The sequence below is a fragment of the Mycobacterium gordonae genome, from assembly GCF_002101675.1.
Classification (GTDB): domain Bacteria; phylum Actinomycetota; class Actinomycetes; order Mycobacteriales; family Mycobacteriaceae; genus Mycobacterium; species Mycobacterium gordonae.
Genome location: NZ_LQOY01000019.1, coordinates 36,020 through 50,818 on the forward strand (window position 1 = coordinate 36,020; position 14,799 = coordinate 50,818).

A 14,799-nucleotide genomic window follows, 5' to 3' on the forward strand; every position below is an offset into this window, starting at 1 on the left:
ATGGTCAGCTCCGGTGCTGGTGTTCGGGCTGCAGCCGGCCGACGCCGGGCAGGAACCGGCCGACGCGGGCGGCGTAGTCGGTGTAGGCCGGTCCGTGCACCCGGTCCAGGTAGGGCTCTTCGGCCAGGCGCACCTGCACCTGGATACCGGTCACGGTGATCACCACGCCCGCCAGGGCTACCGGGTTGGGCACCATCAACGCCAAGCCGCCGAACGCGACGATCACCGCGGAGAAGATCGGGTTGCGGCACACCCGGAACGCGCCGGTGGTGACGAGGGTCGTGTGTTCGGCCTCGTCGATGCCGATGCGCCAGGACGCGCCGAGCGACAGCTGAGCGGCCAGCGCCAACGCGATGCCCAGCACTGCGACCGCGATACCGACACCGCGCACCACCGGGTGATCGGCCACAGCCAGCGGCGCCAACCCGGCCAGATCGGCCAACGGGGCGCCAACACCGACCGTCAGGTAACCAAGGTCGGTGCCGGCCAGCGCCCACCACTCCAGCGAGCCATCCGGGCGCCAGGTGCGCCGGTTGCCGCTGTCGCCGGTGCGGGCCAGCTGAATGTGCCGGCGCAGCGCGCCGTCGAGCAGCATCATCACCGCGAACAAGACCAGCGCAGCGATAGCCATCATGTGTCACCTTCCGTTCAGATCGGTTTGGCGGCCACCCCCAGCAGATAATCGCCGCGGATGCGGGTCACCGATCCGAGCACCACCAGGCCGTCGCGGGCCAGCTCATCGAGGAACTGCCCGGCGCTGAACCGGTCTTCGGTCGGGTGGTCAAACAGCCGCCGGTAGCTGGGGCGGGCCAGGGCGTGCGCGGTCACCTCGTCGAAATAGAACCGCCCACCCGGGGCGAGCACCCGGGCGACCTCGGCCAGCGCTGCACGCCAGTCCGGGATGTGGTGCACAATGCCGAAATCGAACACCGCGCTGTAACTGTCGTCGTCGGCATCCAGCGCGGTGCGCAGGTCGGTGGCACTGCCCTGAGCGAGCCGCACCCGATCGCCGTAGCAGGCCAGGCGCCGCCCGGCCCGGCCGATCATCGCCGGATCCAAGTCCACGCCGTCCACGGCGGCGGCGCCGAACCGCTCCAAGATCAGCCGACAGCCGTACCCGGACCCGCACCCGATTTCCACCGCCCGGGCCCCCGGGATCAGCCGGCCGCCGAACCGCAGCAGCACCGGCACCTCATAGAAACGTTGCAGCCAGCGCCGCGGCGGGGAGTTCACCAGTGACGTCTCGGCCCGGTTCATCAACATAGGGATCTGCCTTTCCACCATTTAGCCGCGCACGTCACCCCGTCGCTTCCGCGGCCGGCTGTAGTGCGCCGACGGGCTTTTCGGTCCAGTGCGGGTGGGCTGCGCGGCGAACAGACCCAGCCCAATCAGCAGCAGCTGACGCCGCCCGTAGCGATCCCCCGGTGTCCCGCAGACCAGCATCGGAGCGGCCGGCACCAACACGTAGACGTTGGCCATCCACTGCAGCACACTGGCGCCGACCACCAAATCGGCGGCGATCGTCGGCAGCGCCGCGGTCATAATCGTGATGTTCCAACCCGACGGTGCTCACCGCGATCAGCAAGCCCGCCAGGGCCCACCAGCACCTGGCGTGGGACCCGAGCACCCGGACCTCCCGAATCAACGCCTGAGATCGCTATCACCATGGTTTGACAATTGATATATGGGTGACGCTATCATCGCGTTATGGCGATGACAAGTGGGAAGCGGCCGGCGCCGCGCCCGACCCATGACGTGGCGCCGGCGGTGGCGCTGTTTCACGGTTTGTCCGACCCGACCCGGCTGGCGATTCTGCAGCGGCTCACCGAAGGGGAAGCCCGGGTGGTGGATCTGACCGGCTTGCTGGGGACGGCGCAGTCGACCGTGTCGGCGCATCTGGCCTGCCTGCGCGACTGTGGCCTGGTGGTTGGCCGTCCCGAGGGTCGGCAGGTGTTCTACTCGCTGACCCGCCCGGAGCTGATGGACCTGCTGGCCTCGGCCGAGACGCTGCTGGCTGCCACCGGCAACGCAGTGGCGCTGTGCCCCAACTACGGCACCGCCCGCGCCGCGGCGACGAGCAACAAGAGTGAGACGAGTAAGGCGAAGGTGAGTAACCGATGAGCGAGGCGTGCGGCTGCGGCCACGACGAACCCGATGCTGACGAGCGCAGCGAGGAGCACGAGCCGGACCGGCTCTGGCAGGTCAGTGAACTGCAGTTCGCCGCCCTGTCGGGTGTGTTGCTGTTGGCCGCGCTCCTCGCGGGCTGGGCCGGTGCGGCCCGGCCGGTGATCCTCACGCTGGAAGCGGTAGCGCTCGTGGTGGGCGCCTACACCTTCGTCCCGTCCACGCTGCGGCGGCTGGCCAAGGGCAAGATCGGGGTGGCCACCCTGATGACCATCGCCGCTGTCGGCGCGGTGATCCTGGGCGAGGTCGGCGAGGCCGCCACGTTGGCGTTCTTGTTCTCCATCAGCGAGGGCCTGGAGGAGTACTCGCTGGCCCGCACCCGCCGCGGCCTGCGCGCCCTGCTGTCGCTGGTTCCTGATCGGGCCACCGTGCTGCGCGACGGCGCCGAAATCATCGTGGCACCCACCGAACTGGTGGTCGGCGATGCGATGCTGGTCAAACCCGGCGAGCGGATCGCCACCGACGGCATCATCCGCCACGGGCGCACCGCGCTGGACGTCTCGGCCATCACCGGGGAATCGGTGCCCGTCGAGGCCGGACCCGGTGACGCGGTGTTCGCCGGGTCGATCAACGGCACCGGTTCACTCGAGGTGGAGGTCAGCACCACCGCCGCGGACAACTCACTGGCCCGCATCGTGCGCATCGTGGAGGCCGAACAGGCCCGCAAGGGCGCCTCCCAACGGCTGGCCGACCGCATCGCTCAACCCCTGGTGCCGGCCATCATGGTCGCCGCCGCCGTTATTGCGGTGGTGGGCAGCGTGTTCGATGACCCGCTCACCTGGATCCAACGCGCCCTGGTGGTGCTGGTCGCCGCCTCGCCGTGCGCCCTGGCGATCTCGGTGCCGGTCACCGTGGTGGCCGCGATCGGCGCAGCCAGCAAACTCGGCGCTTTGGTCAAAGGCGGCGCGGCGCTAGAAGCTCTCGGCGCGGTGCGCGGTGTCGCCCTGGACAAGACCGGCACCCTGACCGCCAACCGCCCCACCGTCATCGACGTCGCCACCACCAACGGCGCCACTCGCGACCAGGTGCTCGACCTGGCCGCGGCGCTGGAAGCACGCAGCGAACACCCGCTGGCCTCGGCCATCCTGGCCGCCGCCGGCCAGATCAACCCCGCCAGCGACGTGCAAGCCGTCACCGGCGCCGGACTCATCGGCCACCGCAATGGACACACCATCCGGCTGGGCCGCCCCGGCTGGCTCAACCCCGGAGCGCTAACCGGCGACGTAGCACGCATGCAGCAGGCCGGTGCCACCGCCGTGCTCGTCGAAGACAACGGCCACGTGATCGGCGCGGTCGCCGTGCGCGACGAACTGCGCCCCGAGGCCGCCGAGGCCGTGGACCAGCTGCGCGGCGACGGCTACCAGGTGGCCATGCTCACCGGCGACAACCACACCACCGCCGCTGCTTTGGCCGCCGAGGTTGGCATCGAGACGGTGCACGCCGAGCTGCGCCCAGAAGACAAGGCGAACCTGATCGAACAGCTACGCGCCCAACGCCGCACCGCCATGGTCGGCGACGGCGTCAACGACGCCCCCGCCTTGGCGACCGCCGACCTGGGTATCGCGATGGGCGCGATGGGTACCGACGTGGCCATCGAAACCGCCGACGTGGCGCTGATGGGTGAAGACCTGCGCCACCTGCCACAGGCGTTCCGCCACGCCCGCCGCGCCCGACGTATCATGCTGCAAAACGTCGGCCTGTCCCTGGTGCTGATCACCGCGCTGATCCCGCTGGCGCTGTTGGGCATCCTGGGCCTGGCCGCCGTAGTGCTAGTGCACGAGATCGCCGAGGTTGTAGTCATCGCCAACGGGGTACGCGCCGGCCGCGCCAAGCCACTGGCCGTAGCACCGGCCGGCCACCCGGCATCATCACCACGCACAGCCACAGCGGCGGCGTCTACGTGATCCCGAGCATTGACCACCCGAGGCGAAGCAACCCGGCCAAAGCGCATCATCCCGACCACCGGTTCAACACGCAACCTGACACACCCTCGTTCCGGCGGGGGCTGGCGCTCGTGATTCATGGTCTAGGACGTCGTCGGCGGCGTCATCGAGGTCACCGTCGGCTGTCCGCAGGCTCCATCGCGCTGGTCGGCTTGGGAATCGAACTCGGCAATCGAGGTCTTTTCGCCGCGTGGTGATCTGGCAGCTACGCGCCGTCGCCACGCGCGCCAGCGGCCCGCGCTGCGCGCGATCGCCGTCACCTTCCATGCACTGGCCGCCTACTACGCGATCGGTGATTGCTTCGCCGAACGGGCCGCCCGCACGGTGGCCGCCAACATCACCGGCCAGCTACACGGACACCCCCAGCCGGAAAGTACCTCGGCCAAGCCACCTGCTACATCCAATTCGGAGACGGGTTGGTGGCAGGTCGACATCGACTTTCGGTCCAGCCCGCAACCGGTCGCCACCTTCACGGCACCCTCACCCGAGTTCGCAACCAATACAACCGAACTCGGCTCTACCCGCCGGGCACGCCGGTTCTCCCGTTGACCGCCAGCAATCCGATCGGTGAGGCGGCGCAGCCGCGTGGCCCACGGTCAGGGCGGCAGAACCATCCGCGTCCCCGTGCGGGCCCGCGCCCCGCGACAGGTCCCTTGACGCCACCAACCACCGCGAATCCCGCGCACGTGTCAACCACCGTGGTGTGGGCCGCGTACGGGCGACGGTGGTGGCTGGTCGGCGCCGGTCGCCAGCCGGGTCTGGCTGCCGTCGCAACCCACCACGACCCACTCAGACAACGAGAACATCACGGCAAACACCGCAAGCGCGATCACCGGCCGCCTTCCAAGGGTGAAATCGCCGATACAGTCTGCGCAGCAACGGGATCGAGAAAATCCCGCCCAGGGCCGCGAACAACAGATTGCCCCGACACCGGTAACCAGGACGGGCCCCCGCGATTAAACCCAGGTGTGCAGCACGTGCGGCACCAGCTCCATCACCCCAGACACCGCGTGCCACACCGCGCCGAGAGCACCACGCCTCAACTCTGCCGGGCGACCGTCGACGTCAACCGGGTCATCGCCGTCACCCGGTGTCGCGCCTGCGCCGAAGGGCAGGTCGTCGCGTCCTCCTACCCCCGGCGGAACCGCGCGAGATACCCCCGCCGTCCCCACGCGTGACCTGAGCCGACACCAGCAACCGCGCCAAACGGAGTTCTCTGGCTCGATCCGCCACCAGCGGCCTACCAGACGCGCGGAATACCCGACGGTCCCGTCCAAGCGACCGGTCTCATCGACAGCACACGCCTAATCGTTGCACGACCCGCGGACCCAGCGCTCCCGGGAATATACCCCTGGTGGTATCGCGTCTAACTTAGGGACACCCGAAGAGGAAGGACTGCAATGACAACCACCGAGACCCCCGCCCCCGTGACGAGCATGCCGCGTATCGGAGACCCGGCCCCGGCCTTCACCGCCACCACCACGCAGGGCGAGATCAACTTCCCCGCCGACTACGCCGGCAAGTGGGTCATCCTGTTCTCCCACCCCGCCGACTTCACCCCGGTCTGCACCAGCGAGTTCATCACCTTCGCCGCGATGCAGAACCAATTCGCGGCCTACAACACCGAACTCGTCGGCCTATCGGTCGACGGCCTCTACAGCCACATCGCGTGGCTACGCACGATCAAGGACAAAATCACCTTCCGCGACATGAAGAACGTCGAGGTCAACTTCCCGCTCATCGAAGACATCACCATGGAGATCGCCCAGAAATACGGGATGATCATGCCCGGCGAGGACTCCACCAAGGCGGTGCGGGCGGTTTTTGTCATCGACCCCACGGGCGTGATCCGCGCCGTCATCTATTACCCGCTAAGCCTCGGCCGCAACTTCGACGAGCTGCTGCGCGTCATCAAAGCCCTCCAAACAGCCGAACACTTCGCCGTTGCCACACCGGCCGACTGGCGACCCGGCGAGCCGGTCATCGTGCCCCCCGCAGGCTCCTGCAGCACCGCCAAGCAACGCATGGACGGGCACATCGACGGCATCGAGTGCGAAGACTGGTTCTTCTGCACCAAACAGATCAGCGCCGACGAAGTCGAATCCGCCATCCGAACCGTCTGAAGGGTTCGCGCCACAGCACAATCCACAGATCTACACCAGTTTTCGTCATCCGAGCAAGGTGGCCATCACCGCAAGCACCGTATCCGTGATTCACCAGACGAAAACGGCGATACTAACCATGGGTAACTGATGTATACATGAAACAAATGGGCCGAGCCGCCGCCGTCGGGGCCACCGCCGCGTGGTGGCGGCCGACTCGTAGTGGTTTCGTGTGTTGTAAAGCCGACCGGGCAACTCGTAAGGGCTCACCGCGCACGGCGGAGACGTATCGGCGGCTGATGTTCTTGAAGTTCCGCTACCGGATAGGTCCGACCCTCCGCGTTGAGGCTCCAGACACCGCGCCGTGAATTCTCGGCGAGGCCCATGCCTTTGAGCTGACCGCGCCCACGCAAGTCTGCGGGCGATCTCGGTCCCGGGTCCATCACCGTGCAGAGCTGCCTGTTGCGCATCCAAGAAGTTCTCCCGCTCAAGGACGCTTTCGTTGATCTCGTCGATGGACCCGGAGTCGCCCAGATCCCGCATCGCGAGGACAGCGGGCCAGAGCAGCTCTTGGTACGGGGCACGGCGGTCACCGTTGTGAACCTAGCGACGTTCCGGGAAGTAGTTGATCGACATGCGGTCTGACTCACCCGATCATGTATCACTGGCACCATTCGACACACCTGCACCAGGTTGACTGCTTGGCGGCTTCCGTCGGTGGTGGGTCTTAGAGTGAGACTAGAGCAGGAAAAGCGCAGGTGAGGAGCCCCGATGGCGGACCGTTCAGCGATCGAGTGGACCGAGGCCACCTGGAACCCCGTCACCGGGTGCGATCGAGTATCCACCGGGTGCGATCACTGCTACGCGATGACTCTGGCAAGGCGACTCAAGGCGATGGGGTCGGAGAAGTACCAGGCCGACGGCGACCCGCGCACATCCGGCCCCGGCTTCGGTGTCACGGTGCACCCGCAAGCGCTGGACGAGCCGCGGCGGTGGCGCACCCCCCGCGTGGTGTTCGTGAACTCGATGGCCGACCTGTTCCACGCCAAGGTGCCGATCAGCTTCATCCGCGACGTGTTCGACGTGTGTCGCGACACCCCGCAGCACACCTATCAGGTCCTGACCAAGCGGAGTCGGCGGCTGAGTCGCGTCGCAGAAAAGCTTGACTGGCCGGACAACCTGTGGATCGGCGTCTCGGTGGAGAACGCCGACGTTCTTAGCCGGGTCGACCATCTCCGCGAGGTGCCGGCCGCGGTGCGCTTCTTATCCTGTGAGCCGCTAATCGGTCCGTTGGACGGGATCGACCTCACCAGCATCGGCTGGGTGATCGCCGGCGGCGAGTCAGGCCCCAAGTATCGGCCGATGGAGCTGTCCTGCCCCAAGGTCGAGAACCTTATCGTAGCCCCCGTCGTCTAACCTGTTGCCGCGGTGGGCATCTCGTCCCACAGTTGGCCGTCGAGCTCGCGGCCGGCTGCCTTCGGGGTCCGGCCGCCCCACTGTTTGAAGAAGAACGGCACTCCCTCGGCGCGGCAGGCGTCGCGGATACCGCGCGCCCCCGGGTAGGTCAACGCTGCAGTAGTTCGACGCCGAGTCGGTCGACGTCGTTGGTGTTCCTGGTGACCAGCGCAACTCCGAGGGTCAGCGCGGTGGCAGCAATCATAATGTCCATGGCGCGACCGCGCGGACTGCGGCCTTGGGCCCGTAGGCGTGCGCACAGCAGGCCGTAGTGGTGGGCGGTGGTGTCGGTGAAGGCGATGCCGTGGCCGTAGACGGACTGGATCATGGTCAACCGGTGCTGACGACTCAGTCGGGCGTTGTCATCCGGTGCGCAGTGCACACCGAAATGAAGCTCTGCATAGCTCACCGAGCTGATTTGGCAGACCAGCCCCGACAGGTCGACTTTGGGAGCGACCAGGATGCTGGTGTCCACGATGACTTGTCTAGGCCCAGGGGTCGTCAACGGTGTCGTCCTCGCGGGCGGCGCGTAGTTCGTCCTCCCAACCGGGATCCACGGCCGTGTAGATCCGCGCTGCCTGTTCCCCGGCCACCCATGCGGGTGTCGCTATTGGCACGATCCGGGCTACCGCGCGGCCGTTGACCAGCACCGTCACCTCGGCGCCGCCCTCGACCTCACGCAAAACGGGGGCGGGATTCTGTCTGAGTTCTCGCATCCCTACATCGGTCATGCAGCCAGTGTAGCCACAATGTAGATCATGATCTACATTGTGGCTCGCGCTCACCCAGGTACACGGGACGAAGCGCAAGCGATGTCGACGCGCGCGTGCTGATCGATGTGCCGTGGAGATCCCCCGCGACCAGACTTCATCCCTATCCCCCACCGCTGCAACAGCTCTCGGCTGTAGATGGATAATCGTCATTATCCATGAAAATTGGGCTTACCAACCGGCGGACTGCGAAGATGCTCGTCACCCTTATTCGACGAGGTACTCGACGGTCACGGAGGACATGTCTAGAACGGCCCGCAGCGCCTCGAGTCGGTGCGGTGCGACTGCCAGGACGAGCAGCCGGCGAGCCCTACCGGAAGCATCGACACCGCCGGTGAGCACCTCGCCCGGTTCCTCAATTACCTGCACACCGACAAGGGAGTCACCGACGTCGACTTCGTCGCCCACTCGATGGGCGGTCTGTACTCGCGCGCCGCGATCCGGGTGCTCGCGACCACCAACTCGCCGGTGCACGTCCGCTCGCTGACCACGATCGGCACCCCGTGGCAGGGTTCGTACCTGTCCGACTACGCCAACGGCATTGTTCCCCTGACCGACTGCCTGGGCGACACATTCTGCGAGAACGCGATGAAGGGATTCAAGGACGAAGTCCTGCGGCTGATGGCCGGTTCCGGTCGTGAGGTCAACCAGGCGTTCCTGATGGGCAAGAACGGGTGGAACCAGTTCCAGTCCGGTGTGCTGGACAAGGTCCCGGTCGTCCTGATCGGCGGCAAGAAATTCACCACCCCCGGCCCGGCCAATCCCGCGGTGTGGCCCAACGACGGTCTGGTGGCGCTACAAAGCGCGTTGGCCAAGGACGTCGGCGACCCGGTGCTGCCGCATCGGCGCTGTTACACCTTCGACGACACCCACAGCATCTATGTCTCCAACCAAGCCGGTCTGGACTGGAACACCGCGCTGACTTGGGACCCTCACGTGTTGGACGTGCTGCACCAGGCGATCGAGGACGCGCCCAAGGCGCTCGAGAGGGCCAACCGTGAGGGCTGCCCAGCCAGTTGACCCAGCCCATCGGACAACTAGCCCAGGGGCCGCTGTGCCCGCCTATGACTTCGTCGTCATCGGGGCCGGCTCCGCCGGATGCGCGGTCGCCGGACGGTTGGCCGACCAGTCGTCGGCGCGTCCTGCCGATCGAGGCCGGCCCGGCGCTTCGTCGCCGCGGCCTGCGATCATGATCGGTGAACGATGTGCCGGCTTCCCGCTGGCCGCCGCCCTCAGCAGCTCCCCTTTTGGACGTGTTTGACCCGGTATGGCACGCTCGACACCGTGGGTGACCTTCCGGGTTCTCAGAGCGACAGCGCAGCACGAAAGACATCGGGGCCGCCGGTGCGACCGTTGTCGTCGGACCAGCAGCCGGCAACCAAGGCCGACCTGTATGCCGCGGTCGATGCCATGCGCGCCGACATGCGTGAGCTGCTCGAGCAGATCAGCACGCTGATCAAGGATGCGACGCAGAAGTAGGGTCGAGCGGTGAAGCCGTTTCGGATCGACGTCCCCGAGGACGTACTCGACGACCTGCGCGCGCGGCTGGCGCGCATCCGGTGGCCAGAAGCCGAATGTGTGGACGACTGGAGCCAGGGCATCCCGCTGCGCTACACCCGGGACCTGGCCGCGTACTGGGCCGGTGACTACGACTGGCGGGCCCGGGAAACAGCGCTGAACCGCTTCGACCACTTCATCGACCAGTTCGACGGTCTAGACATCCACTTCATCCATCAGCGCTCCCCGCACGACGACGCCTTTCCGCTGCTGATCACCCACGGCTGGCCGGGGTCGATCGTCGAGTTCCACAAGGTGATCGAGCCGCTGACGAACCCCACCGCGCACGGCGGGCGCGCGGAGGACGCCTTCCATGTGGTGTGCCCGTCGCTGCCCGGCTACGGATTCTCCGGAAAACCGGGCCGCACCGGGTGGGGTGTGGAGAAGATCGCGCTGGTCTGGGAGGAGCTGATGACGCGCCTCGGGTATGACCGCTACGGCGCCCAGGGTGGCGACTGGGGCGCTGCCGTCACCAGCCAGATCGGCCGAAACGAGGGCAACTGCGTGGCCATTCACCTGAACATGCCGCTGGGCATGCCGACCGCCGAGACGATGGCCAATCCCACGCCCGAGGAGCAGGCGGCGCTGGCCGCACTGGCCGAGCACCGCAAGAACGGCACCGGGTATTCCAAGCAGCAGTCGACGCGCCCGCAGACGGTGGGTTACGGGCTGGTCGATTCGCCGGTGGGCCAATTGGCCTGGATCGTCGAGAAGTTTCAGGCCTGGATGGACTGCGACGGACACCCCGAGAATGTGCTGACGCGAGATGAGTTGCTGGACAACGTGATGATGTACTGGGTGACCGAAACCGCGGCGTCCTCGGCGCGGCTGTACTGGGAGAGCTTCAAGAAGTGGGGGGACACCACCCGCGTCGAATTGCCCACGGGCGTAGCGTCTTTCCCGAAGGAGATCCTGCGCGCACCGCGCCGCTGGTGCGAGCCGAACTTCAACATCACCCATTGGACGACCATGCCGCGCGGCGGCCACTTCGCCGCATTCGAGCAACCCGAGCTGTTCGTGGCGGACCTTCGGGAGTTCTTCGCGACCGTGCGCTGAGTCTTTCTGCCGCCGAGTTGCCTTGCCGCCTTGCCGCCGAGTTGCCTTGCCGCCGAACGTGAATCTGACGACGCGACACGCCGTTGATCGGTCGTGGCTTTCACGCTCGGCGGGGAGGGGGGCGGGGAGGGCGGCACGCTAGCCCCCCGTCAGACCACCCGCCAGCCGCGGCGTGCGCGAAATCTCATGTCCCACAGGTACATCTGATAGACCAGGATCCAGGCCCGGTGCGGTATCAGCCGGTCGGCAACCCGCAGCGCCGAGAGCAGCAGCTCGAACCGGGCCTGTTGGGACTCCGACCAATCCAGCCGCATCATGGCCCGGAATTCCGGGGCCAGAAACCCCGTCGTCGCAAACAGGTTGAACGATCCGGCCAGGGTCCGCAGCGGCCACGGCAGAAACGCCATCGAGGCCACCCCGCGCAGGTGCTCGCGCACTGGCGGGTCGATCCGCAGCTCGTCCAAAGAGCGCTTCCAGTACTCGTCGAAGGCGACCCGGTCGGCCGGCCACATCCGCTCCGGCACCTGCAGGGTGGTGCCCAGCCGCTTGGCGTCCTGGTAGACGGCGTCCGCGGCCACATCGTCGAGCGGCCCGTGCAGGTACTCGTGCTGCTCGACGAAGTAGCGGTAGAGGCAGGCGGCGACCCACAGCTGTAGCCCGGGGTCGAAGGCGTTATAGGCCACCGGACTCGACGGCCTCGACCGGACCTGACGGTGGGCGACGTCGACCGCTTTTCGCATGACGGTGCGATCGGATTCGGTGCCGATGGTGGCCACCGCGAGGTAGGTGCCCGTGGTGCGGGCGCGCTTGAAGGGGTGCTTGTAGACGTTGCCGCTGTCCACCGGGCTTTCCAGAACTCCGTAGCCCACCCCGGGCCGGGCCAGCTGCATGATGACGTTGGCTGCCGGCAGCAACAGCGCCGCCGGGTTCAGCAGGTCGGCGACCCTGGTGACCGGCCGCTTCATAGCAGATCCTGGCTCATGTCATCGAGTAGACCACGCGCGAGAGGGTGTTCGGGCGGCGACGGTGAGCCGGCTGGTCTGCCGCGCTATGGGATTTGACAACCAAGGTTGACACAGTGCTCGCTCGTGCCTACCGTCATAACTGTCAACCATAGTTGACAATAGCTCTTGAGAGATTGGGGTGAAGATGTTCGACGAACAGTCGCTGGCGGCCGGCACGGACCCCGGCGACCCACACTTCGATGTCGCAGATCGCCTTGCGGTCGCGAACTTGTTGGGCGCCTACGCCTACACCTACGACCAGGATCGACTCGATGATTTCCGCGCCTTGTTCACCGAGTCACCAGAACTCGTCCTTTTGCACGAAGGACGGGTGCTGTCCGAGGACATCAACGTTGTCATGGAACTACTCGCGGCCAGGAAATCAGCGTTCCGGGCCGAGCGCAACAAAAGGCGCCACGCGCTGAACTCGTTATGGATCACCGGCCAAACCCCCGACACAATGACGGGGCATTGTTATGTGCAGGTATTTGCCATTCGCGATGGCGGTCCGCCGTTGCCCGATCTGACGGGCTGCTACGACTTCACGGCCGCCAAGCAGCAAGGTGTGTGGCGGCTCGACCGGTGGGTTGTCACCGCGGACCAGACTCGGACCGGTCTGCCCAGCGATGGCAACTTCATGAAGCGAGGCGCCTGATCAGGCGGAAATTCTCAATGGATGTTCGGCATCACATCGCGCGAGCAGGGCCGCTGTGTTCTTGTGATCGACCTCACCGGGAATGGCGATTAGGACGCGGCAAAAGGGGCATTTTGCACACATGTCGATTGAACCGCCACCAGGCGGCCCCGACGCACCGGCGGCCAAGCTGACGAACCTGTTTCAGATTGGGCGCTCGCAGGCCGCCGTCGACTACGTCCCCGAGATGTGGTGGATGCTTGCGGCGCAGTTTCTCGTCCTGGTCACGCTGCTCATCGTCGTGGTGGTGATCTAACCGCTCAACACCGGTGTGAGACGCTGCCGGGGTGTCTGTACGGGATGCCCGAGTGGCGGGCGTCGTCGCCGGTTATCTCCTTGACTTCACGCTGGCCGACCCAAGCCGGGGACATCCGGTCGCCCTGTTCGGCGCCGCGGCGGCACGCCTGGAGCGGCGCACCTACCGAGACAGCAGGGCCGCCGGGGTGGCTCATGTGGCCCTGCTGGTCGGCCTCGTCGGCCTGCTCGGTGCCACGGTGCAGCGTCGCACCGGCTCGGCACTGGCCACCGCGGCGGCGACCTGGGTGTCGCTAGGCGGAACCTCGCTGAGCCGCACCGGCAGCCGGATGGCCGAGCTGCTGGACAACGGGGACATCGACGCGGCGCGGCGTCTGCTGCCGTCGTTGTGCGGGCGCGATCCGGCCGCACTGGATGCGGCGGGCCTGACCCGCGCGGCGCTGGAGTCGGTGGCCGAGAACACCTCGGATGCCCAGGTGGCGGCACTGCTGTGGGCCGCGATCGGGGGAGCTCCTGCGGTGCTGGGATATCGGGCGATCAACACCTTGGACGCGATGGTGGGATACCGATCGCCGCGGTATCTCCGATTCGGTTGGGCCGCAGCACGACTGGACGATCTAGCGAATTATGTCGGCGCGCGGGTGACCGCCGGCCTGGTAGTGGTGTGCGCGCCGTTGATCGGCGGATCGCCTGGTGCAGCGGTGCGCGCGTGGCGACGCGACGCCAACCGGCATCCCAGCCCCAATGCGGGCGTGGTCGAGGCCGCATTCGCGGGAGCGCTCGGAGTGCGCCTCGGCGGGCCTACCCAGTACCGACACGAGTTGCAGATCCGGCCGACGTTGGGCGACGGGCGAACACCCATGGTTGCCGACCTGCGCCGGGCGGTGCGGCTGTCGCGGATGGTGCAGGCCGGTGCCGCTGTGGTGGCGGCGGGGCCGGCCTGGCAGGCCGGTCAGCGCCGGCGGCCGTAACGGTCGGCGAGCTTGTCCTGCACCGTCGGGAGACTGGCCGGCTCCGCGGCCGCCGGCGGTCCCTGCTTGTCGCGGCGTCGCGCCCGAACCTCGGAATAGACGAAATATCCCAGGGCGATCGGCGCCAGGACGCCGAACAGCAACCACTGGATGCCATAGGACAGATACGGCCCGGCATCCAGGTGCGGAACCCCGACGACACCGAGTCCTCCGGGCTGGTTCTCCACCAACTGCAGATATGACCCGGCCAAGGGGACCCCGGTCAACGCCGCGACCTGGCCGGTGCTCACCGCATACACCTGCTGGTAGCCGTCTCTGGTGAACGGGTCCTTGCCGGCCACCGTGGGCTCGGAGTCGCGCAGGCGCGCCGTGATGGTGACCTGCTGGGTCGGCGCGGCGGGGATCGGCGGTACGTGCGATCCCGGCTCGGGCCGCACCCAGCCACGGTCGACGAGCACAGTGGGGCCGTCATCGACCACGAACGGCATCAACACCTCGAACGCCTGATCACCGTCCACGACCCGCAGCCGAGCCAGTACCCGCACCTCCGCGAGGTAGTGCCCGGTGGCCGTGACCTGACGCCACTGCGCCCCCGGCGCCGACGAATCTTGGCGAGGCAGAAGCGTTTTCAGCGCCACCGGCGGGGTGTTCAGGGAATCGGTGATCTGCTGATTCTCCCGCGAAGTCCTGGTGTTCTTGCCCAGCTGCCATGGCGCGAGCACGGTGAAACACAGATACGTGAACGCGACGCAGACCAGAATCAGCGCCAGCCAGCCCGGACGCAGCAGAAACCTCAACCGCCGCAACA

General features: G+C 67.0%; 17 protein-coding genes and 3 pseudogenes. 11 read left to right on the top strand and 9 right to left on the bottom strand.

Annotation, left to right across the window (positions count from 1 at the left end):
- Positions 1–4 precede the first annotated feature (4 nt).
- Genes AWC08_RS03350 through AWC08_RS03360 form a run of 3 tightly spaced genes read right to left on the bottom strand, consistent with a single transcriptional unit; the run spans position 5 to position 1,551 of the window.
- Entirely contained in the window at positions 5–631 is a 627-nt protein-coding gene (locus tag AWC08_RS03350; RefSeq protein WP_055580847.1) for a methyltransferase family protein, read from the bottom strand.
- A 17-nt stretch (positions 632–648) separates the two neighbouring features.
- Positions 649–1,257, bottom strand: coding sequence for a class I SAM-dependent methyltransferase (locus AWC08_RS03355; protein ID WP_055580846.1), 609 nt, complete (start codon positions 1,255–1,257; stop codon positions 649–651).
- Positions 1,258–1,284: 27 nt separating this feature from the next.
- Positions 1,285–1,551, bottom strand: a complete 267-nt coding sequence (locus tag AWC08_RS03360; protein ID WP_256101437.1) for a hypothetical protein — start codon at positions 1,549–1,551, stop codon at positions 1,285–1,287.
- Positions 1,552–1,707: 156 nt separating this feature from the next.
- Here AWC08_RS03360 and AWC08_RS03365 point away from each other — a divergent pair, with 156 nt between their 5' ends.
- Together AWC08_RS03365 and AWC08_RS03370 are read left to right on the top strand one after the other, a co-directional pair.
- Positions 1,708–2,121: an ArsR/SmtB family transcription factor gene (locus AWC08_RS03365; RefSeq protein ID WP_063892938.1), complete on the top strand. Its 414-nt coding sequence runs from the start codon at positions 1,708–1,710 to the stop codon at positions 2,119–2,121.
- Positions 2,118–4,088 (top strand): heavy metal translocating P-type ATPase, encoded by a 1,971-nt coding sequence (locus AWC08_RS03370; RefSeq protein WP_055580838.1) that lies wholly within the window; start codon positions 2,118–2,120, stop codon positions 4,086–4,088. Before AWC08_RS03365 ends, AWC08_RS03370 begins: the two co-directional genes overlap by 4 nt.
- A 995-nt stretch (positions 4,089–5,083) precedes the next feature.
- Here the strand turns inward: AWC08_RS03370 and AWC08_RS37555 are convergent.
- On the bottom strand, positions 5,084–5,299 hold the full coding sequence (locus AWC08_RS37555) for a hypothetical protein (RefSeq protein WP_197522004.1): 216 nt from the start codon (positions 5,297–5,299) through the stop codon (positions 5,084–5,086).
- Between the two features lie 228 nt (positions 5,300–5,527).
- Here AWC08_RS37555 and AWC08_RS03380 point away from each other — a divergent pair, with 228 nt between their 5' ends.
- Both AWC08_RS03380 and AWC08_RS03385 read left to right on the top strand, forming a co-directional pair.
- Entirely contained in the window at positions 5,528–6,250 is a 723-nt protein-coding gene (locus AWC08_RS03380) for a peroxiredoxin (RefSeq protein ID WP_172835052.1), read from the top strand.
- A 750-nt stretch (positions 6,251–7,000) separates the two neighbouring features.
- Positions 7,001–7,597 (top strand): annotated as a pseudogene (locus AWC08_RS03385) (DUF5131 family protein); the annotation flags it as partial.
- Positions 7,598–7,641: 44 nt separating this feature from the next.
- On the opposite strand, the pseudogene AWC08_RS03390 reads toward AWC08_RS03385, so the two are convergent.
- From AWC08_RS03390 to AWC08_RS34875, 3 genes and pseudogenes are all read right to left on the bottom strand, one after another.
- Positions 7,642–7,779: pseudogene (locus AWC08_RS03390) on the bottom strand (DUF5131 family protein); the annotation flags it as partial.
- A 14-nt stretch (positions 7,780–7,793) separates the two neighbouring features.
- Complete coding sequence (locus AWC08_RS03395; RefSeq protein WP_082986546.1) at positions 7,794–8,159, bottom strand: PIN domain-containing protein; 366 nt, start codon at positions 8,157–8,159, stop codon at positions 7,794–7,796.
- Positions 8,160–8,169: 10 nt separating this feature from the next.
- Positions 8,170–8,415 (bottom strand): type II toxin-antitoxin system Phd/YefM family antitoxin, encoded by a 246-nt coding sequence (locus AWC08_RS34875; RefSeq protein ID WP_063892936.1) that lies wholly within the window; start codon positions 8,413–8,415, stop codon positions 8,170–8,172.
- 312 nt (positions 8,416–8,727) lie between these two features.
- Between AWC08_RS34875 and AWC08_RS03405 the strand changes: the two genes are divergently transcribed.
- The 4 genes and pseudogenes from AWC08_RS03405 (at position 8,728) to AWC08_RS03420 (ending at position 11,067) form a co-directional block, all read left to right on the top strand.
- On the top strand, positions 8,728–9,474 hold the full coding sequence (locus tag AWC08_RS03405; RefSeq protein ID WP_232007892.1) for an esterase/lipase family protein: 747 nt from the start codon (positions 8,728–8,730) through the stop codon (positions 9,472–9,474).
- 34 nt (positions 9,475–9,508) lie between these two features.
- Positions 9,509–9,629 (top strand): annotated as a pseudogene (locus AWC08_RS39815) (lycopene cyclase family protein); the annotation flags it as partial.
- 109 nt (positions 9,630–9,738) lie between these two features.
- On the top strand, positions 9,739–9,933 hold the full coding sequence (locus tag AWC08_RS03415) for a hypothetical protein (protein WP_055577209.1): 195 nt from the start codon (positions 9,739–9,741) through the stop codon (positions 9,931–9,933).
- Between the two features lie 9 nt (positions 9,934–9,942).
- A complete protein-coding gene (locus AWC08_RS03420) occupies positions 9,943–11,067 on the top strand; it encodes an epoxide hydrolase family protein (protein WP_069433864.1) in 1,125 nt (374 codons plus the stop codon).
- A gap of 149 nt (positions 11,068–11,216) precedes the next feature.
- On the opposite strand, the gene AWC08_RS03425 is transcribed toward AWC08_RS03420, so the two are convergent.
- Positions 11,217–12,032 (bottom strand): oxygenase MpaB family protein, encoded by an 816-nt coding sequence (locus AWC08_RS03425; RefSeq protein ID WP_065133765.1) that lies wholly within the window; start codon positions 12,030–12,032, stop codon positions 11,217–11,219.
- 184 nt (positions 12,033–12,216) lie between these two features.
- On the opposite strand from AWC08_RS03425, the gene AWC08_RS03430 reads away from it, so the two are divergent.
- The 3 genes from AWC08_RS03430 (at position 12,217) to AWC08_RS03435 (ending at position 13,991) form a co-directional block, all read left to right on the top strand.
- The gene (locus AWC08_RS03430; protein ID WP_156781217.1) at positions 12,217–12,726 is read left to right on the top strand and encodes a nuclear transport factor 2 family protein; all 510 of its coding nucleotides are present in this window, start codon (positions 12,217–12,219) and stop codon (positions 12,724–12,726) included.
- Between the two features lie 121 nt (positions 12,727–12,847).
- A complete protein-coding gene (locus AWC08_RS36270; protein WP_156781216.1) occupies positions 12,848–13,021 on the top strand; it encodes a hypothetical protein in 174 nt (57 codons plus the stop codon).
- A gap of 31 nt (positions 13,022–13,052) precedes the next feature.
- Positions 13,053–13,991, top strand: coding sequence for a cobalamin biosynthesis protein (locus AWC08_RS03435; protein ID WP_065133762.1), 939 nt, complete (start codon positions 13,053–13,055; stop codon positions 13,989–13,991).
- On the opposite strand, the gene AWC08_RS03440 is transcribed toward AWC08_RS03435, so the two are convergent.
- Positions 13,973–14,797: an SURF1 family cytochrome oxidase biogenesis protein gene (locus AWC08_RS03440; RefSeq protein ID WP_142283393.1), complete on the bottom strand. Its 825-nt coding sequence runs from the start codon at positions 14,795–14,797 to the stop codon at positions 13,973–13,975. The genes AWC08_RS03435 and AWC08_RS03440 overlap by 19 nt on opposite strands.
- Positions 14,798–14,799 lie beyond the last annotated feature (2 nt).

What these genes read in the sequence shown, in the direction of transcription:
- AWC08_RS34875 (WP_063892936.1), bottom strand. Translation starts at nt 8,415, where the DNA reads ATGACCGATGTAGGGATGCGAGAACTCAGACAGAATCCCGCCCCCGTT.
- AWC08_RS03370 (WP_055580838.1), top strand. Translation starts at nt 2,118, where the DNA reads ATGAGCGAGGCGTGCGGCTGCGGCCACGACGAACCCGATGCTGACGAG.
- AWC08_RS03355 (WP_055580846.1), bottom strand. Translation starts at nt 1,257, where the DNA reads ATGAACCGGGCCGAGACGTCACTGGTGAACTCCCCGCCGCGGCGCTGG.
- AWC08_RS36270 (WP_156781216.1), top strand. Translation starts at nt 12,848, where the DNA reads ATGTCGATTGAACCGCCACCAGGCGGCCCCGACGCACCGGCGGCCAAG.
- AWC08_RS03365 (WP_063892938.1), top strand. Translation starts at nt 1,708, where the DNA reads ATGGCGATGACAAGTGGGAAGCGGCCGGCGCCGCGCCCGACCCATGAC.
- AWC08_RS03425 (WP_065133765.1), bottom strand. Translation starts at nt 12,032, where the DNA reads ATGAAGCGGCCGGTCACCAGGGTCGCCGACCTGCTGAACCCGGCGGCG.
- AWC08_RS03380 (WP_172835052.1), top strand. Translation starts at nt 5,528, where the DNA reads ATGACAACCACCGAGACCCCCGCCCCCGTGACGAGCATGCCGCGTATC.
- AWC08_RS03430 (WP_156781217.1), top strand. Translation starts at nt 12,217, where the DNA reads ATGTTCGACGAACAGTCGCTGGCGGCCGGCACGGACCCCGGCGACCCA.
- AWC08_RS03350 (WP_055580847.1), bottom strand. Translation starts at nt 631, where the DNA reads ATGGCTATCGCTGCGCTGGTCTTGTTCGCGGTGATGATGCTGCTCGAC.